At 49.4% G+C, this 19,405-nt stretch carries 17 protein-coding genes; 7 read left to right on the plus strand and 10 right to left on the minus strand.

Annotation, left to right across the window (positions count from 1 at the left end; all coding sequences use genetic code 11):
- Positions 1-68: 68 nt before the first annotated feature.
- The 6 genes from EAH77_RS04230 to EAH77_RS04255 all read left to right on the plus strand — a co-directional run bounded on the left by EAH77_RS04230 (position 69) and on the right by EAH77_RS04255 (position 7,256).
- Positions 69-407 carry a YegP family protein gene (locus EAH77_RS04230; RefSeq protein WP_140470564.1) on the plus strand — a complete coding sequence of 113 codons (339 nt, stop codon included), beginning with the start codon at positions 69-71 and terminating at the stop codon, positions 405-407.
- A 172-nt stretch (positions 408-579) separates the two neighbouring features.
- A complete protein-coding gene (yegQ, locus tag EAH77_RS04235; RefSeq protein WP_140470865.1) occupies positions 580-1,962 on the plus strand; it encodes a tRNA 5-hydroxyuridine modification protein YegQ in 1,383 nt (460 codons plus the stop codon).
- A 513-nt stretch (positions 1,963-2,475) separates the two neighbouring features.
- Entirely contained in the window at positions 2,476-3,375 is a 900-nt protein-coding gene (yegS, locus tag EAH77_RS04240) for a lipid kinase YegS (protein WP_140470866.1), read from the plus strand.
- Between the two features lie 188 nt (positions 3,376-3,563).
- Positions 3,564-4,778: a D-mannonate dehydratase ManD gene (gene manD / locus EAH77_RS04245; RefSeq protein ID WP_140470565.1), complete on the plus strand. Its 1,215-nt coding sequence runs from the start codon at positions 3,564-3,566 to the stop codon at positions 4,776-4,778.
- 11 nt (positions 4,779-4,789) lie between these two features.
- Positions 4,790-5,815: a Zn-dependent oxidoreductase gene (locus EAH77_RS04250; protein WP_140470566.1), complete on the plus strand. Its 1,026-nt coding sequence runs from the start codon at positions 4,790-4,792 to the stop codon at positions 5,813-5,815.
- Between the two features lie 151 nt (positions 5,816-5,966).
- The gene (locus tag EAH77_RS04255; protein ID WP_140470567.1) at positions 5,967-7,256 is read left to right on the plus strand and encodes an MFS transporter; all 1,290 of its coding nucleotides are present in this window, start codon (positions 5,967-5,969) and stop codon (positions 7,254-7,256) included.
- Between the two features lie 95 nt (positions 7,257-7,351).
- Here the strand turns inward: EAH77_RS04255 and EAH77_RS04260 are convergent, their stop codons facing one another.
- The 3 genes from EAH77_RS04260 to EAH77_RS04270 all read right to left on the minus strand — a co-directional run bounded on the left by EAH77_RS04260 (position 7,352) and on the right by EAH77_RS04270 (position 10,466).
- Complete coding sequence (locus tag EAH77_RS04260; protein WP_140470568.1) at positions 7,352-8,173, minus strand: histidine phosphatase family protein; 822 nt, start codon at positions 8,171-8,173, stop codon at positions 7,352-7,354.
- 26 nt (positions 8,174-8,199) lie between these two features.
- The gene (locus EAH77_RS04265) at positions 8,200-9,495 is read right to left on the minus strand and encodes an OprD family outer membrane porin (RefSeq protein ID WP_140470569.1); all 1,296 of its coding nucleotides are present in this window, start codon (positions 9,493-9,495) and stop codon (positions 8,200-8,202) included.
- A gap of 419 nt (positions 9,496-9,914) precedes the next feature.
- Positions 9,915-10,466 (minus strand): TetR/AcrR family transcriptional regulator, encoded by a 552-nt coding sequence (locus tag EAH77_RS04270; protein WP_140470570.1) that lies wholly within the window; start codon positions 10,464-10,466, stop codon positions 9,915-9,917.
- Positions 10,467-10,586: 120 nt separating this feature from the next.
- Between EAH77_RS04270 and EAH77_RS04275 the strand changes: the two genes are divergently transcribed.
- Entirely contained in the window at positions 10,587-12,086 is a 1,500-nt protein-coding gene (locus EAH77_RS04275; protein ID WP_140470571.1) for an MFS transporter, read from the plus strand.
- A gap of 60 nt (positions 12,087-12,146) precedes the next feature.
- Here the strand turns inward: EAH77_RS04275 and EAH77_RS04280 are convergent, their stop codons facing one another.
- The 7 genes from EAH77_RS04280 to EAH77_RS04310 form a co-directional block, all read right to left on the minus strand.
- Positions 12,147-12,386: a hypothetical protein gene (locus tag EAH77_RS04280; protein ID WP_140470572.1), complete on the minus strand. Its 240-nt coding sequence runs from the start codon at positions 12,384-12,386 to the stop codon at positions 12,147-12,149.
- Between the two features lie 169 nt (positions 12,387-12,555).
- Positions 12,556-13,860, minus strand: a complete 1,305-nt coding sequence (locus EAH77_RS04285) for an Nramp family divalent metal transporter (protein WP_140470573.1) — start codon at positions 13,858-13,860, stop codon at positions 12,556-12,558.
- A gap of 1,090 nt (positions 13,861-14,950) precedes the next feature.
- The gene (locus EAH77_RS04290) at positions 14,951-15,940 is read right to left on the minus strand and encodes a class I SAM-dependent methyltransferase (RefSeq protein ID WP_140470574.1); all 990 of its coding nucleotides are present in this window, start codon (positions 15,938-15,940) and stop codon (positions 14,951-14,953) included.
- A gap of 151 nt (positions 15,941-16,091) precedes the next feature.
- A complete protein-coding gene (locus tag EAH77_RS04295; protein WP_140470575.1) occupies positions 16,092-16,397 on the minus strand; it encodes a hypothetical protein in 306 nt (101 codons plus the stop codon).
- Positions 16,398-16,544: 147 nt separating this feature from the next.
- Positions 16,545-16,982 (minus strand): VOC family protein, encoded by a 438-nt coding sequence (locus tag EAH77_RS04300; RefSeq protein ID WP_140470576.1) that lies wholly within the window; start codon positions 16,980-16,982, stop codon positions 16,545-16,547.
- Positions 16,983-17,133: 151 nt separating this feature from the next.
- On the minus strand, positions 17,134-17,640 hold the full coding sequence (locus tag EAH77_RS04305) for a DUF4865 family protein (protein WP_140470577.1): 507 nt from the start codon (positions 17,638-17,640) through the stop codon (positions 17,134-17,136).
- 356 nt (positions 17,641-17,996) lie between these two features.
- Positions 17,997-19,151: a Gfo/Idh/MocA family protein gene (locus EAH77_RS04310; RefSeq protein ID WP_140470578.1), complete on the minus strand. Its 1,155-nt coding sequence runs from the start codon at positions 19,149-19,151 to the stop codon at positions 17,997-17,999.
- Positions 19,152-19,405: the final 254 nt, after the last annotated feature.

Consider the following 19,405-nt stretch of genomic DNA (forward strand, 5'->3'; position numbering starts at 1 on the left):
CCCGCCAACGAAAAGCCTGTCGTTAACTACACTTATCTCTGGATGAAATCACTCACTGGAGAAATCGTATGGCGACAGGTCACTATGAACTTAAAAAAGCGAAGAACGGACAGTTTCACTTTAACCTGAAGGCCGGTAATGGAGAGATTATTCTCACCAGTGAAATGTATGCCAGCAAAGCGTCAGCAGAGAATGGCATCGCGTCCGTGCAGAGCAATTCCACCGATGAGAAGCAATTTGAAGTCAAACCCGGCAAAGACGGACAGTACTATTTCGTCCTTAAAGCCAAAAACTATCAGGTGATCGGCGTCAGCGAGATGTACACCACCGACGCGGCGGCGCGTAAAGGCATGGCCTCGGTGATAAAAAATGGCCCGTCTACTGATGTCCGCGATCTGGCGCATTGATTGAGATCCCGCTCTCCACTTCAACTATTCAGGGGCTAAATTGATCTAAGCCCCTGATCGCTTAAATACCCACACTAACAAGCTGCTTTTTACCTTTTCAGACGTTACAATTCGGGCCTTTCGTCGCCCCACCTCGGGACGGCCCTGACTTGCTATCAGACTGAGAATGACTATGTTTACTCCGGAATTACTCTCTCCGGCCGGTTCGCTTAAGAACATGCGCTACGCTTTTGCTTACGGAGCAGACGCGGTGTATGCCGGCCAGCCCCGTTACAGCCTGCGTGTCCGCAATAACGAATTCAACCACCAGAATCTGGCCATCGGCATTAATGAAGCCCATGAACTGGGTAAGAAATTCTACGTGGTGGTCAACATTGCGCCACATAACGCCAAGCTGAAAACCTTTCTGCGTGACCTCAAACCGGTGATCGATATGGGGCCAGACGCCCTGATCATGTCCGATCCTGGGCTGATTATGATGGTGCGTGAGGCTTTCCCGCAGATAGATATTCACCTGTCGGTGCAGGCTAATGCGGTGAACTGGGCAACGGTGAAATTCTGGCAGCAAATGGGTCTGACGCGGGTGATTTTATCGCGCGAACTGTCACTGGATGAAATTGCGGAAATCCGCGCGCAGGTGCCGGATATGGAGATCGAGATCTTCGTGCATGGCGCATTGTGCATGGCTTATTCGGGCCGCTGTCTGCTCTCCGGTTATATTAATAAGCGCGATCCGAATCAGGGCACCTGTACCAACGCCTGCCGCTGGGAGTACAAAGTGCAGCCAGGCAAAGAGGACGATCTTGGGAATATCGTGCATCAGTACGAGCCGATCCCGGTGCAACAGGTGCCCGCAGCCGAGGCCGCTGAACCCACGCTCGGCATCGGTCAGCCGACTGACAAAGTGTTTATGCTGGAAGAAGCGCTGCGCCCTGGCGAATACATGAGTGCGTTTGAAGATGAACACGGCACCTACATTATGAACTCCAAGGATCTGCGCGCCATTCAGCACGTAGAAACCCTGACCCAAATGGGCGTTCATTCGCTGAAAATTGAAGGCCGCACCAAATCTTTCTATTACTGCGCCCGCACCGCACAGGTGTATCGCCGTGCAATAGATGACGCCGCCGCAGGAAAACCCTTCGACCCGACGTTACTGACCACGCTGGAAGGTTTGGCACATCGTGGCTATACCGAAGGTTTCCTGCGCCGCCATACGCATGATGCCCAGCAGAATTACGACTACGGCTTCTCCGTCAGCGACCGCCAGCAGTTCGTGGGTGAATTTACCGGTAATCGCGTTGACGGCTGGGCGGAAATCGACGTCAAAAACAAATTCAGCGTTGGCGACAGCGTGGAAATGATGACGCCGAAAGGTAATGTGCAATTCATACTGGACGCGCTGCGTAACAAAAAAGGTCAGCCAGTGGAAGTGGCACCGGGTAATGGTCACATTGTTTATGTTTCGCTGCCGGAAGAGATCAGTCTGGAGTTCGCCATTTTGTTGCGCAATCTGGAACAGACTGACACCCGCAATCCTCATGCTAAAGCCTGACGTTAATAATTCCATAAATTAATATCAACAATGACGCCACATTACGTGGCGTTTTTTCTGCCTCTTTGAAAAAAAATAAAATCAAAAATAAGAAACCGGTCACATTCACTCCATCCTGTATTCGTTATTATTCGTTCGCAATTTAGAAGAATGATAAATAAATTATCGGACTACACTAAGAACCACCTCCTTGGCCGGCTCAATCTCCCTTGAGCTGGCTTTTCTTTTATATTTCTCTTTTCACACCCCCTGGTTTTCTCCTTATTTAATTCACTTACTGAACCCCGTAAAATAAAACCCTCCAGCCTGAATTTCATTTAAATATCCTCTATTCTTTTGTCTCAATACCAGCCCAATAAATATGGAAATGTATTTCAAATAATCAGGGAATAATGTTGTCATTGTTCTGAACATTAACTGATTATTCCGATAGCCGATCCCCTGGTTTGTCATCTATGTTTACTGCTAGAGTCTGAACCTTGTTACAGACAGGAGACATTCATGAAGGAAAGCATGAAAGAAACGCCCGGTGCGCTGCTGATTTTAAACGGAAAAGGGGCAGGCAATGAGGCACTGCGTGAGGCGATTTATACTCTACGCGCAGAAGGCACCCGCCTCGAGGTCCGTGTCACCTGGGAACACGGCGATGCGGCACGCTATCTGGCTGAAGCGGTTGCATTAGGCTGTCAAACAGTGATCGCCGGCGGCGGCGATGGCACGATCAATGAAGTCGCGAGTGCACTGGTGAATTTGCCTGACGGCCCGCGCCCGGTGCTGGGTATATTACCGCTCGGCACCGCGAACGACTTTGCCACCAGTTGTGATATTCCCGTGGTGCTGGATCAGGCATTACAACTGGCAATCAAAGGCCGCGCAGTGGATATCGACCTCGCCCGCGTCAATGACAAACACTATTTCATTAATATGGCGACCGGTGGTTTTGGCACCCGGATCACTACCGAAACGCCTGAAAAGCTCAAGTCTGCACTGGGCGGCGTCTCCTATTTCATCCACGGTTTGCTGCGCATGGACACCCTGAAAGCGGACCGCTGCGATATCACCGGGCCGGGCTTTTCATGGGCGGGCGAAGCGCTGGTCATCGGCATCGGCAACGGGCGACAGGCCGGTGGCGGCCAGCAAATTTGCCCTGACGCGCTGATTAACGACGGTCTGCTTCAGCTACGCTTGCTGACTTCCGAAGAGTTATTGCCGTCTTTTATCCGCAGTCTGGTCAATAACGAAGAGAACAAAAATGTGATCTCCGCATCGCTGCCGTGGCTGGAAATCAACGCGCCGCATGACATGACCTTTAATCTCGACGGCGAGCCGCTGACCGGCACCCGATTTCGCATCGACGTGGTGCCAAAAGCCATTCAGTGCCGCCTGCCTCCCCAGTGCCCCCTATTAGGCTAACTTCACGTCTTGCTTCTCCCTCACCTTTTCAGGGGGAGAAGTAAACCCCACCAACTTTCTGTAACCTTTACGCTACAAACTGTGATCCTCTCCTGCAAATTCCGATATGTATACTTGTATGGTAGTTAGCATTAAGCGTATTTTTCATTCAATGAACTGAGCCAACATCTCTACAAAAGGTTTGATTGATGAAAATTGTTAACGCTGAAGTGTTTGTTACCTGTCCGGGACGTAACTTCGTCACGCTGAAAATTACCACCGACAGCGGCCTTACCGGCCTCGGTGATGCCACCCTGAATGGCCGCGAGCTGCCGGTGGCATCCTATCTGAAAGATCACGTCTGCCCGCAGCTGATTGGCCGCGACGCCCACCAGATCGAAGATATCTGGCAGTTCTTCTACAAAGGCGCGTACTGGCGTCGCGGCCCGGTGACCATGTCGGCCATTTCGGCGGTGGATATGGCGCTGTGGGACATCAAAGCCAAAGCCGCCAATATGCCGCTGTACCAACTGTTGGGTGGCGCTTCGCGCACCGGCGTGATGGTTTATTGCCACACCACTGGCCACTCTATTGATGAAGTGCTGGACGATTACGCCAAACACAAAGAGCTGGGCTTTAAAGCGATTCGCGCTCAGTGCGGCGTACCCGGCATGAAAACCACCTACGGCATGGCGAAAGGCAAAGGTCTGGCTTACGAACCGGCCACCAAAGGCGTCTGGCCTGAAGAGCAACTGTGGTCCACCGAAAAATACCTCGATTTCACGCCAAAACTGTTCGAAGCCGTGCGCAATAAGTTTGGTTTTGACGAGCATTTGCTGCACGACATGCACCACCGCCTGACGCCTATCGAAGCGGCACGCTTTGGTAAAAGCATCGAACAATATCGCCTGTTCTGGATGGAAGATCCGACACCGGCTGAAAACCAGGCGTGCTTCCGTCTGATCCGCCAGCATACCGTCACACCAATTGCGGTCGGTGAAGTGTTTAACAGTATCTGGGATTGCAAACAGCTGATCGAAGAGCAGTTGATCGACTATATCCGTACCACGCTGACCCACGCGGGCGGCATCACCGGCATGCGCCGGATTGCGGATTTTGCGTCGTTGTATCAAGTGCGCACCGGCTCGCATGGCCCGTCGGATCTTTCGCCGGTTTGCATGGCTGCCGCGCTGCATTTTGACCTGTGGGTGCCGAACTTCGGCGTGCAGGAGTACATGGGCTATTCCGAGCAGATGCTGGAAGTCTTCCCGCATAACTGGACCTTCAATGATGGCTATATGCATCCGGGAGATAAGCCGGGGCTCGGCATCGAATTTGACGAAAAACTGGCGGCGAAATATCCGTATGAGCCGGCGCATCTGCCGGTGGCCCGTCTGGAAGACGGCACGTTGTGGAACTGGTAAGGGAGTCGAAAATGAAAAGCGTCGTGATACAACAGCCAGGAAAGCTGGTGATCGAAGAGCGGTCGTTACCGCAACCCTCCGCCGGGGAAGTGCGGGTAAAAGTCAGTTACGCCGGAATTTGCGGTTCAGATGTGCATATTCACCACGGCCACAATCCGTTTGCCAAATATCCGCGGGTAATTGGCCACGAGTTTTTCGGCCACATCGACAGCGTGGGTGAAGGCGTGGATGCGATACGAATTGGCGAGCGCGTAGTCGTCGATCCTGTCGTCAGCTGCGGTCATTGCTACCCCTGTTCCATCGGCAGGCCTAACGTGTGCACTGAATTGCAGGTGATCGGTGTGCACCGCGACGGTGGCTTCAGTGACTACGCCTGTGTGCCTGCGGCCAATGCGTATCGTGTTCCGGTCGCCATTTCCGACGAACTGGCCAGTATGGTGGAACCCTTTACCATCGCCGCGAACATTACGGCTTTCCTGAAACCCCAACCGCAGGACACTGCACTGATTTACGGTGCAGGACCGATGGGCCTGACGGTGATTCAGGTACTGAAAGGGGTTTACGGCGTGCAGAAAGTGATTGTCGCCGACCGCATTGACGAACGTCTGGCGATGGCGAAACAGAGCGGCGCAGACTGGATCATCAATAATCAGTATCAATCCGTGGCCGACGCGCTGGCTGCGGAAGGGATTCGCCCAACAATAGTGATTGACGCTGCCTGTCATCCGGCGATTTTACAGGAAGCCATTTTACTGGCCTCACCTGCTGCACGAATCGGCATGATGGGTTTCTCCGGTGAAACCAGTAGCGTGACCCAGCAAAGTATTACCAGTAAAGAGATTTCACTGTTTTCATCGCGCCTTAACAGCCACCGCTTCCCACAGGTGATTGAATGGATGGAGCAGGGAAAAATTGATCCCAAAAAACTGGTGACACACTGGATGCCAGCCACGGACGTTGAAGCGGCTATGCATTTGTTTGAAAAAGACCAGCGCGCCTGCTGCAAAGTGCTGTTGAAATTCCCGATGCATGGCTGATTTACGACACATTGATTAGCCAGGTCATCACTCAGGAAGGGTGAATATTCATCCTTCCTATTTCAGTGCCTGTAATACCCGAATGTTATTCAATTTATACAACACCCTACAGTACGCATCACTATTATAAATAACACCAAGTGGAGCCTCTATGTTTAAGAACCTACGCTGGGTCATCGTATTCCTGTTATTTATGGTTTACATGATTAATTACCTCGACCGCGTTGCGCTGTCGATCACCGTACCGATGATAGAAAAAGAGCTGACCATTAACCCAGAACAATTTGGTTTAATATTTGGTAGTTTCTTCTTCGGCTACGCTATATTTAACTTCCTCGGCGGTTTAGCCGTGGATAAATTCGGCCCGACCATTGTCATGGGTTTAGCTGTCGGCATGTGGTCACTATTTTGCGGAATGACGGCCATTGCTACTGGCTTTTATTCCATGCTTATTTTGCGGGTATTATTTGGTATGGCCGAAGGCCCTATCTGCGCTTCAGCCAATAAGATGATCAATGGCTGGTTTCCGAAGAGACAGGCAGCCACCGCCATGGGGCTACTCAGCGCCGGTTCGCCGTTAGGCGGCGCGGTGGCCGGGCCTATTGTCGGCTATCTGGCGATCTCTTTTGGCTGGCGCCCGGCTTTTATGGTGATTGCTTCCATTGGTATTGTCTGGATGGTTATCTGGTTCTTCACGGTGGCGGATAACCCGTTAAAAAGTAAGCACGTCTCGCAAAACGAATTACGTTTAATTGACCAGATGAAAAATGAGCATCTGAGCAAAGATGAGGATTTAGCCCAGGCCGCCCATGGCTTAGGTTATTACCTGCGTCAGCCCATTATTCTGGTCACCGCCTTTGCCTTCTTCTGCTACAACTATATTTTATTCTTCTTCCTCAGCTGGTTCCCGGCTTATCTGGTACAGGCTCACGGCCTGAATATTAAAGAGATGAGCCTGACGACGGTGATCCCATGGATTGTCGGGTTTGTCGGGCTGGCACTGGGCGGGATTATTTCCGATAAGATCTTCAATATTACCGGCCGCCTGTTGCTATCGCGAAAAATAATATTGGTCGTCAGTCTGTCAGCCGCAGCAATTTGTGTCGCACTGGCTGGCGTGGTGACCAGCGTCGTGCCTGCGGTAGTGCTAATGTCGATTTCTATCTTCTTCCTGTATACCACTGGGGCAATTTACTGGGCGATTATTCAAGACGTGGTGCACAAATCACGCGTGGGCGGCACCAGCGGCTTTATTCATCTGATCGGCAGTGTGTCGGGAATTATTGGCCCGGTGGTGACTGGTTTTATCGTGCAGAACACCGGTCGCTTCGACAGCGCCTTTATCCTGGCCGGTGGCGTCGCCGCACTCGGTGCGGTTCTGGTGTTCTTCGTGATCAAACCGCCTAAGCATCTGCCGGTGAGTCGCGTTACCCAATCCTAACCTCCTATTCCCCGTGCCTCACGGGGAATATCACTTCTGGTGACGGATAAAATTAAACGCCTTCTGTTATCAGAAGGCGTTTATCTGTTTGCGATTCAGTCCTTTTTACTGCTTACCTCTTCCTGCTTACCTTTTTCAACGTAGCTCATATCACCAACCTGACCCACGGTGAATTTACCATTCTGATAGGTAATTTTAGTCACGCTGGCATTCTTAAGAGGTTCACGTAATTGATCGGCCGGTACCCATCCCTTCAGCATGGTGAGGATCGCCATACCGTGAGACACCACCAGCACGTTGCCGCCGCCGTCCGCACTGACTTTTTCAGCGATAGCACGCAACTCATTCTGCATGCGGGTACGCACCTGCTTTGCGTTTTCAGTTTTACCGCTTGGGTCTAAACTCGCCAGCGTATCCATCATTTGATCCAGCGTGATTTCACTTTTACCCAACCCCTGGCCCATAGATTCAAAGTCTTTATAACCGAGTTTTTTCGCCACAGGCTCCCAGGTTACCGATTCCAGTGTTCCTTCAAAGGAACCGAAGCAGGTTTCACGCAAAGAAGACTCTTCAATAATCGGGGTGGCTTGCCCGGCAGCAGCCAGCACTAATTTAGCCGTTTCGCGCGCCCGACCTGCATCACTGGAATAGGCCGCGCTAAAATGCACATCCTGGAGACCTTTCCCCAATTGCGTCGCGACTTCCACGCCTGCGCCCGTCAGTGGTGTGTCCGCCCAGCCCTGCATACGGTGCGCCGTATTAAACATGGTTTTACCGTGGCGGGTCAGATAGAGGGTCACTTCACCCGGCACCTTCGCCACCGGACTCTGGCTGTCCGGTTGAGCCTGTGCGGCCTGCACTGGCGAGAACAATAATGGTGTGATTAATGCCAATGCGGCAATCATGTGCTTTTTCATTGTATATTCCTTATTAATGAAACAGATCAGAAAATATTGAATTTATAATCAATACGGAATTCATACGCGATACTGTCAACTTTTTTAATTATGCCGTTGCTGTCGACGGTTGGCGTGGTGCCGTTATGTTCGAAAGTACGGCCCGGTCCCGCCAGCGTAAATATCGTTAGGTTTTTAAGTGCAGGCGAAGAGGGCTTCCAGAGTGTGTAGACATTAAACTCACCTTCTTTAACCGTCTGACCCTTGTAATCAAAGAAGCCATAATGGGTGTTTATCCCCATTAAAAAATCTGGCGTCAGGTTATATCCCAAATCAAATGAGATCACCTTCTCTTCATCGCGCATATAATCCAGACCGGCATAAGCCATTGAATTAAAGGTGCCGCGTGAGTTTTTACTGATATGGCGCGGGAATTGCCCTATGCCGTCGGTCTTGTGCGCCTGAGTATATTCAAATCCGGGTTTCACTACCCATTTCCCGGGCTTCCATGTCATATCTACTGCATAATGTGTCGCGCTGGTGTCAAAATCTTTTTTACTCGAACGCATGCTGTCATATTTATCCAGCGTATCGGTGGTGTAAATCTGTACACCGTAGGCTAAGGCTTTATTCTGCTTCAGGGCCAGTTCAAGCCCGCTACGACGCAAATAATCTTCACTCTCGCCATACATATACAGCGCAGTGATATTGTCAGATTTATATTGCAGATCGCCAGTATAGATTGAATTAATATCCTTGCCATCGCTGGTCAGGAAATGAACCTTATCCGGTGAATCACGGTTGGAGGATTTATTAACATACGCCATTCGCAGCCGGTAAGCGTCCCAGGTAACATCACCGCTTAACCCCTGATAAGTATTGGGTGCAGCACGCATCGACGTCGTCAGCACACCCAGTTTTAACAGTTTCCAACCGCCGTAGAGATTGCCGTCAATGCCAAATTCTGAGAATTTTGCTTTACCGTAAAGCTGGCCAATTTTGTTAAACCCGCTGGCCTCGCCGTTGTCGTTATACAGTATTCCTCTTGAAGCAAAATTATCCGCTGCCGCCAGTTTAATCACTCCGTAGTAAGAACCATCGACGCCAATAAAGTTATTGATATAGCCAGACTTATAATCTAGTGAAATGCCCTGTCCCCAGGCATTATGCACATTACGTTTCCCTGTCTCACCTTCATCGAGATATTTAAGGATGTTATGGGTCCCTAACTCCAGGGAACTATTTTTAATGAAGTCACTGGCGCGAATATCAGATATTTCCGCAAGAGATATCGCAGGTGTACACAGCAGAGCAATAATTAAACTAATTCTTAACTTTTCCATAGCATGGCCTGTCCATTTTGTTCTTTGTTATTAAACCAGCATGTGCACTGGCGAGGTTGAAAAAATCCAATAAAAAACCCGAAATAAAATCATCCTGAATGAAAAAAGATAATTTTACTTCGGGTTTTGCCCGACTTAACGGTAACAATCCACTGCGGCGAATATACCTAACCTAAATTTTTATAAATACTCTTTTGCACTGATTTTTTCGGGTATATCTCAGGAATGAGATATAAATCTCATTTTTTGCAAAGAGAAGAAAAAACCGTTCAGTGAACACTAAAAATATAAATGCAGACCAAATCAGCCAGATATTTTCGATGCTGATATCGGAATAAATAACCGTCTTCGATAATAGCGAGGGACGGCCAGAGTACGGGCGGACAGGTGACTGACTTTATCCCCTGCTCCGCAGTTGTTCACTCTTTTATGTTGTTCAAAATTACACTCTCGATATCCCCGAACATCTCATTCCACTCCTGCTCGTTGATGTCCATCAGACCGAAAAAACGCAGCATAAAAGCCCCTTCCGTCGCCAGAAAAGCCAGGCGGGCCTTTTTGCCCTGTTCGCTGGTCAAATCCAGACCTTCAATCCGGCTGCGATACCATTCGCGCGAGCTTTCCAGATGCTCTGGCGTTTGTATCAGCGTCGCCATCAGCGCAGCAGCTTTACCGCTGGAGATCTGATCGGAGTCCCGGGTAGCCTGCATATGTGCCTGAACGCGGGTCAACGGAGAGGGTGAATCACCGGCAATCTGCTCAAACACGTTGTCATACGCTTTACCCCAGCGTTCAAACATGGCGTCAATCAACGCATTTTTATTTCCAAAACAATACTGCACCCCGCCCTTGGAGATACCCATTGCTTTCGCCACCGAATCAATGGTTAACCCGGCAGCACCCTGCGTGGCAACAATCTCCTCGGCGGCATCCAGAACCTTATCTCGGTCGATGCTGCGTTGACGTCCCATAAAAAAAGACCTTTTAAATACATACGTATGGATTTATATTATTGATCGCTCACCATGAAAATCGTCCGATGGTGGCAGCATGGCGACTCACCCGAGCCGCCCTTTTTCAGAGACTCTATTATGCACGCCAATAACCGCTGGCTGATACTGGCAATCATCACCAGCACCCTGTTTTTAATCATTGTCGATATGACGGTTTTATACACCGCGTTGCCGCGTCTTACGCAAGCCCTGGATGCAACGGCATCCGAAAAGCTGTGGATCGTCAACGCTTACCCGCTGGTGGTGGCAGGTTTGCTGCCCGGTGCAGGTATGCTCAGCGACCGTCTTGGCCACAAACGTTTGTTTATGGCGGGCCTGCCGGTCTTTGCACTGGCTTCGCTGTGTGCCGCTTTCTCGTCGTCGGCCGAGCTGTTAATTGCTTCCCGCGCTTTCCTGGCGGTCGGCGCGGCCATGATGATGCCAGCCACGCTGTCGATTGTACGTCACGTCTTCACGGATGAGCGCGAGCGGGCGCTGGCTATTGGCATCTGGGCAGCAGTGTCCTCCAGCGCCGCCGCACTCGGCCCGGTCGTAGGTGGCGTCTTGCTGGAGTATTTCTGGTGGGGGTCGGTCTTCCTGATCAATGTACCCGTCGTTTTGATCGTGATCCCTTTCGCCTGGAAATTCATTCCCAATCGAGGCGGTAACCCTGATCGTCCGTATGATCTGATCGGTTCGGGACAAATCATGATCGGGCTGGTCGGCGTGATTTACGCACTCAAAGAGTTGAGTAAACCCACGTCATCGATGCTGGCGCTGAGTATGTCGGCCGTCATCGGTGTGCTGTTCCTCACCCTGTTTGCCCGCCGGCAAAAAAGGGCTGCCTATCCGATGATTGATTTTTCCCTGTTCCGCAACCCGGCCTTTTCCTGTGGCGTTGCCATCGCGATCATCTCAATGATTGCACTGATTGGCGTTGAACTTGTGCTGACCCAGCGCCTGCAACTGGTTCTGGGTTTGACTCCGCTGATGGCCGCATTTTTCATTTTGCCGATCCCAGTCGCTTCCGCGCTGGCCGGTCCCTGGGCGGGAATGATGCTACCCCGCTATGGCGAACGCCGGATCATGGTGGGCGGATTTATCCTCACGGCGCTGGGTACCGGCAGTCTGACGTTACTGTTTGAAAGCAATATCATTGCTCAGTTGGTCTGCCTGTTTGTGCTCGGGCTGGGCCTTGGCGGTGCCATCACCGCAGCCTCAACAGCGATTATGCTAAACGCTCCTGAAGAGAAAGCGGGCATGGTAGCCGCCATTGAAGATGTGTCATGGGAGATGGGGGGTGTGCTCGGGGTGACGCTGCTTGGCGGTCTAATGAGTGCCGTGTATAGCCACAGCCTGGTGCTACCGGAAAATCTCGTGGACGGTGATCTCGCCTACGACAGTCTGGATGAAGCCCTGCGCATCGCTGAAGGACTCAGCCGCGACGATACCTTACTGCTAACGCACCTGGCGCGCGTGGCCTTTGATCACGCATTTCTCGCCGTGCTAATGTCGGCGACAGTGTTAATCATTGCTACGGTATTGGTATTGAGTTGCTTGCTACGTAAGCGGCTGCAAGCTCACTCGATGGCTGACTAAGCGGCTGGGCATTCCGCTATTTGTGCAAGTTCTACATTGCGGAATGCTCCCATCACAACCTTAGCGCCGGGTTTTCCCCATCTCAGAAGACCACTGTGCAATCTGCTCAGGCGATAAAAACCTCACAGTTTCACTCTGCCCGTCGCCATGATCTTTGACGATACTGGCGATGCAGGGGAATTTTTTTGGCATGTGCTGTAGCAGTTCACGCTCCTGCTGATCCGGGCTTAAATTTTGAGTCCTGAGAAAGTCTTCTGACATCCAGGTGCGGTATTCCAGTTCGTTTTTCAGTAACTTCATGAGTCCTCCCAATCTTTTGCAAGAAGATAGCAGATGCTGCAGGATATTCACGTCCTTGTTACTGAGCAGCCTGAAAACTCACGAATCAGACATCTCATCACCAACCCGCCAGCGCGACATCAGTCGCCCTTCAAACTCCAACCCTATTCGCATCAGTAAGTCACTCTGCTTATCCAAGACCCGGAATGTTCATCCCGAAAGTTTGCAATAGCAACACGATATTGAGCGCCACAATGATGACTGTGCCGATGATGGAAATCGTCACGGTCATCCGTCCGTTAACGAACTCGCCCATAATATCGCGGCGGCGGGTGAACATGACCAGCGCGATCATCGGTGCTGGCAGTGCCAGACTCAGGACCACCTGGCTATAGACCAGCGCGTCAGTAGCGTTCACACCGAGAGCCACCACAATAAAAGCCGGGATCATCGTGACCAGACGGCGCAGCCATACCGGGATCTGAAAACCGACAAAGCCTTGCATGATCATCTGGCCGGCCATGGTACCGACAACAGAACTTGAGATCCCCGATGCAATCAGGGAGATCAGGAACACACCTGCAGCGCCAATGCCCAGCAGCGGTGTTAGCGTGTGGTACGCGGTTTCAATTTCTGCCACATCGCTGTGACCACTGTGAAACGCACTGGAAGCCATGATCACCATCGCGATATTCACCAGGCCTGCCACGCTCAGAGCAATGACCACCTCAATATTGGAAAATCGTAGCAGCTTGCGGCGCTCCCCCTGATTTTTAACCTCGGTACGGTGCTGGGTAAGGCCGGAATGCAGAAAAATAGCATGCGGCATCACCGTCGCACCGATGATCCCAACCGATATTGTCAGCGCCTGTGCATCGGGTAATTGAGGCATAATCATACCGATGCCGGCGGCGGCCCAGTCCACCGGCACGATAAACATCTCGATCAGATAACAGAGAGCAATGACCGCCACCAGTCCGCCAATCATCAGTTCGAGCGGGCGAAATCCCCGTTTTTCGACCATCAATAAGGCGTAAGTTATTACCGCTGTAATACCCATTCCCGCCAGTAAAGGCATGTGGAACAGCAAGGCGAGCGCGATAGCACCGCCGAGGAACTCGGCCAAGTCAGTCGCCATCGCCGCGATTTCACTGACACCCCACATCCCCCACACCACCGGCGGTGAAAATTGCTCACGGCACACTTCGGCCAAATTCTTATTGGTGACGATCCCGAGCTTGGCCGACAGCGCCTGAAACAGCATGGCAATCAGGTTAGCCATCACCACGACCCACAGCAGCGTATAACCGTACTTCGAACCGGCCTGAATGTTGGTGGCAAAATTACCCGGATCCATATACGCAATTGAGGCGATAACCGCCGGTCCGGCAAACAGCAGCGGCGTCATCAACCCGCTTTTACGCCCGGATAATGCATCGCCAATGGCCGTATTGGTTCGTTCGGTCAGTGAGGAAGTGTGACTCATTTCACGCATAATCGTTGCAACCTCTGTCTTGCTTGCCTGATGTTTTTTGTTCGGTTTTTATTCAACACCTCCAATATAGCACCGGCTATACTGTATAGAGCAAGCTAAGGTTGACATCAGATTGTTTGATTTTGTTTCAATGCGAAATATCTGCCGCTGCGGTGTTCTACCAACGACAACATTGCCCCCCTCAATACAAGACATGCACGAATTAACATTTAAAATAGTTATGTAGTGGTAATTACTCGTAAATTGGCGCATTAACCTAATGGAATATGCTATTTAAATATTAAAAAGATTTCTCATCGGTATTTAAATTATTATTTCACATCTTAATTTCGCAGAGTGACGTAGCTATCCCAGGTGGCACAGATAGATATTATAGGCGACTTCATTTTGGCAGTGTCGCTGTCGGCGAAATCTATAACGTCGTCATTCCTTTATATTACTATATTATCTCGCAGGTGATCGGCATATGATTGACTGGTCGCCAGACTCGGCGTTCAAAACCTGTCTGAGCCACAGCTTAAAATTGAAACATGAAGAGGTGGTGACATTTAAAACCCAGCAATAGAATGATCATCATGATGAATAATATTAACGAATTTTAATGCACAAAAAACTCTATTACCGTCTTCTGTTCACTGATTACCGAACTGGATCTCAGCCCGTTAAATGAAGCGCAGATCTGTATTAGGCCAATGCTGATTTTCGGCAATTAACCTGATAGTCGGTTCATGGTTTTTCTCTCTACATCAGTATGGCCGGAGCAGCATAAGCGCTAATGCTCATCGTGAACATGTGACATTCCTCAAGAAAATGGGGATATAGGACACAAATTCAAAATTTCATAGCCAAACGAAGAGCAGGACGTGCAATACCCGTGAGTTAAATAAGTCGGGGTAAAGACATACTTTTATTGTGGAAATCGGAACTTTCCTGCTCTATGGTAATTCCCCACAATTATTGGTTATATATACAGTACAATCATGAGATTTTTGTGTCGTAAAGAAAAAATAAATGGGTAAGTGATAGGGTGCTGAGCGGTGGTGATAACATAAATGCCCGCCAAGGCGGGCCTGGTAGTTCTTATTTTTAACTAACTGCGGATTTTCTCTACCAATAAGGTATTTGATGTAGCAGATGGATAATGAGGCCCCATTTTATTATCCTCATACATTTCCAGAACTCTTCCACCCTCTTCATAGATGATCTTTAATAGGTCACACTGACGAATTGCGTGCATTTCGTAAGATTGACTTGGGTGAAGGTGTCCATCCTGTGCTGGAGATGAAATATATTCGCTGGCAATAAATCTGTAGCCAGGAATGTACGTTGGCACCTGGAAAAGAGCAACGCCGTTTATATTTAAACTCTTAATTGCCCCTCGAACCGCGGCACTAATTACAGGGGGTGGTGAGTGCTGTAAAACTATAAGGGAAAATAGCAAATCACACTTAGGCAGATGTGAATAATCGTCGACTTTGTTGAGGAGTTTGAAAGATGTATTTGCGATATTATTTGCATTAAAATGAGATATTGCTGCGTCTATCATGCTTTTTGAAATATCAACGCCGATCACTTTCGAAAAATTACGAGATAAATGGGAAGTAACACGCCCAACCCCACAGCCCAATTCAACTACGGTCTGGCCTTCTGGAAGAATAATGCCATTTCGTGTCAAAGTTTTTTCAATGAGATCAATATCACCCGAACCCGTCAAGTAGAAATCATCTAAAGCCTCTTTACGGTTGGCATGTCGGTATTTTTCGAGGGATAACACTGCCCAGAGAGGATCCTCCTCTCCAAGTTGAGTCCACACATTTTGGACTTTGTCAAAAACCTTATCAAGAATTTTCCTATCTATGTCAGAGTCTATTTCTGAAGTCATAAGAGGCTCAAGACCTGACATGGACGGGGTGCTACCTAACTGTTCTCTCTCCCTATACTCTGCAGAGCGCAGGAAAACACCCCGCATTTCTGAAACTGAGTCTTGATCAAGCCATGCGCTGATTGCTTGCTCACTCTCAGGCTCTCTATTCAAGAAAATTCTGTATGCCGAGACGACATCGGATCGGGTAATCTTCATTCTTTACGTGCCTCCATGTTTTTCGCGATTTCCCTACATTACATGTTTTTTTCAAACCGTCACCAACTCTAAATCACTATCTGACGCAGGGAATCATAAGGTTATCCACAATGAGGGATCTTCAGATGGTTGCGTACAACTGCACTGATACTTACATCTCGAGGATCTCTTGAACCCAATCCCCCCAGCATTCGCAACCAAGCTGTGACTCAACTGTACTTGGATGAGATGCAAGCCACCATTCCTTTACCACTTCATATTCCGAGAACATAAGGGTAAATGGACGCCAACAAGCCATTCTTCCATCTTGATCACAGGGGTCACTGCCAGCCAGGAAGAATTCATTCAGAAAGGGCAAAGGTGGGAAATAGCCAGAATAACTAATGAAGCCAAAGATGCCATAAAGCACCTTGGCGTTTTCATCTAGAACCCGTTTAGCATTATTAATATTATCCATAGAAATCCATTCCACTGATATTTACGTTATTGTCATGTTCCGATTATGTGTACATGTTTTGGTTTTCTTACTCTTGAAACACTGGTGGCTATCCATGCGTATACGCGGGACTTATCAGCACTGGCTACGCTTTCTTTCTGCTGCAGATTACTGGCGAAGCCAGGGTGTTATCGTAAGCCCGGTGAGCAGACCTTCAGGACTGAGCAGGCGGGTGACTGTTTGCCCCCACGGCTCTGTGCGGTTCGCCACCAGCAGGCGATAACCCTTCTCGCTCAATACACGGGTAGCAGAATCGAGATCCCGCACCTCATATTCAATCCATCCCTGCGGTATCGGCAGCTCAGTTGGCCACTGCCCAGCGCCGAAACATGAACTTGCTGCCTGCGATAGTGGCCAGACGGCAAAATGCTTAACGCCCTTCAGCGCGCCCTCTTCCGACAGCAGGTAATCGCAGTTACCCTCCATTGGCTTAAGCGGCAGACCCAGGACCTGCACATAAAACGTGGCGCTGGATTCAGTACTCTGCGAGATGGGCCCAAACCCAGCGACAAACAACACTTCAATTTCCGGTAAATTCTGCGACATGCCAGATTCCTTAAGTGACTTAAATGGAATTCCAAAATTTATACTACGGCTAACTGAATCGCCACGTCTAATCTTGACACCTCGAGGCAATATGTGGAGTGCCCCATCGTTCATCGCTGACCGGGGCTTTTACTCTGACAGGTTCAGGCCACTACGAGCCACTTGCGATATAACCAATGCGGTAGTTTTCCTTATTGGATTGTGGCGAAATACTAAATGCAACGTTCAATAGCTGCCAGCGACTGACATCCCAAGCACAAAGTTGACCTGTTTGAGTTAGCACTTCTAAATCACTATGTGATTCAATAGCCTGTTTGTCTATTGATAGATAAGTCATATTTTTGACGTCACTGAGCGAAGGGGTACGAAGAGACAACCAGGTATCAATCTGCGGCCAGCCAAAATCCTGCGTCAATTTTACAAAGCTCTGACTCTGTAAAAAGCGCGTCATCGCATCAGCACTTCTCCAGACGTAGAGCGGGGCATAGCTGTTTTCTTTAGCAGGTAGCGACAAATCATCTTTCCGAGAGTAGAGATAGAATTTAAGCAATAAACCAGGAAAACCGTCCAGTTTTGCGCCATTGTCGCGAATTCGCTTTTGGATAATATCCATATCGTAATCGGCAGGCAGGGTAAATCGATATTGCATAATAATCATAATGTCTCCTGAAAAATAAAAGCAATGAAGTATTGCCTCTTTACGGATAGTGATTAATTACTGCCGAAAATATTCTACGGTTATCCATAGCGTAATTATGAATCGATATTTTTACCCTGAAAATAGAATTTTTCAGGACGAATGATTTCGTATTTCAGGATGTTTTCTGAGACAAGGACGAAGACACGCTTAGGGTGCTGCTTGGAATTCGGAAATTATCCCACGTTAAGAGTCTTGAGCTTAACGGGTGATTTCGTTCCATTGAATGAAAACTCTCTGACCGTAATGAAAAAAACCGCCCTAAAAGGGGCGGTTTTGCCGCAAAGGGTTCCCTGGTGTCGGGGAGGGGGTAAAGATTATGACATGCGGCCTAACTCTTGATCGAAACGCTGCCAGCTTTCAGTTAAGTCGATGACTGAACGTTTTTTTCGCGCTTCGTCGATTTTTATTGCCGTTAATCCAGCCTCAAGCGCGTCCACCACGGAGACGTTAAGCGGGCTGCCGGTTTTAAGATGTTTCACTACGTGCTCAGCCATCAGGGCATCCGCCCCGTAATGACCGTCATAGGCGTTACCTTCATATTCGGTGGATACCACTTTATCCCCCGAACGTGCATCGTGAACCCGGAAGAAATTGCGCACAAAATCCCCCTCCGCCATACCTTTTGAGCCAATCACGCAGAAACGGCGGAATTCGTCAGGGACGTTAAGGTTGGCGTGAAAAGCCAGCGTTGCGCCGCCGCTGTATTCAATCAACGCAGTCTGGTAATCGATAATGTCGGCATCGCTGGTAAATACGGCGTCGGTACTCGACCAGCCGCTGGGTTTAGTATGGTAAAGCTCAGCACTGGCATTGAAATCACCCTGAGGTTCCTGGTCTGGCGTGAACGACTTTCGCCCGCCAAAACTCGCCACTCTCACCGGTCTTTCCCCCATCAAGCCCTGATAAAGATCGATATCGTGGCAGCATTTTTCCAAAATGTACGGGCCGGCATATTTCTCATAGCGACGCCAGTCTCGCTGGAAAAATGCGCCGTGGAACGGTCGGATGTGCTCGGTGGCCTCAATCGAGGCAATCTCACCCAACTGCCCCTGCTGCTTGGCGTGCATCAGATCAATAAACAGCGGCGAATAGCGCAACACCAGGCCAACAATAATATTGTCTGAGCCGTATTGTCTGACGAGTGCAGCCATCGCTAGCGTTTGCTCTTCATTAATCACCACTGGCTTTTCAGTAAACACTCTCTTACCCGCCTCAAGGCCGGCCTTGACGTGTTCCAAATGCAGATAGTTTGGCGAGCCCACCATTAACAGGTCGAAATCGGCATTTTTCAGCAGATCGTCCAGCGACGTGTACGCATCTCCCGGCTCGATGCCAAAGGTGTGAAGGTTAGGCAGACCGGCGGGCGCAGGGTCAACGTACCCAGCGATACTAAATTCGGGGTCTACTTTATGAAATTCATTAACCACATTGGACATGCGAAAACCGAGACCGACAATGCCTACTTTCATGTTTTATCCCCTGACTGCCTTAATAAGGTGAGCTCAATGCTGACGTCTACGCCGGAGGAAGGGTCGCCCGGCATGCAATTGTCTAATGATTAGACATCAACTTATTACGGTGACAAAAGTAATGTCAACAAACCCGGCAAACCATAAATGACATAATTAACGTATCATATTGAATATGTTAATATTAATTTTATAATTATTTTCGATGTTTTTTTACTATTGCGATTTATGTTTTTTTACCCTATCTTTTGGCT

It is taken from the genome of Ewingella americana (genome assembly GCF_006438725.1).
Taxonomy (GTDB): Bacteria; Pseudomonadota; Gammaproteobacteria; order Enterobacterales; family Enterobacteriaceae; genus Ewingella; species Ewingella americana_A.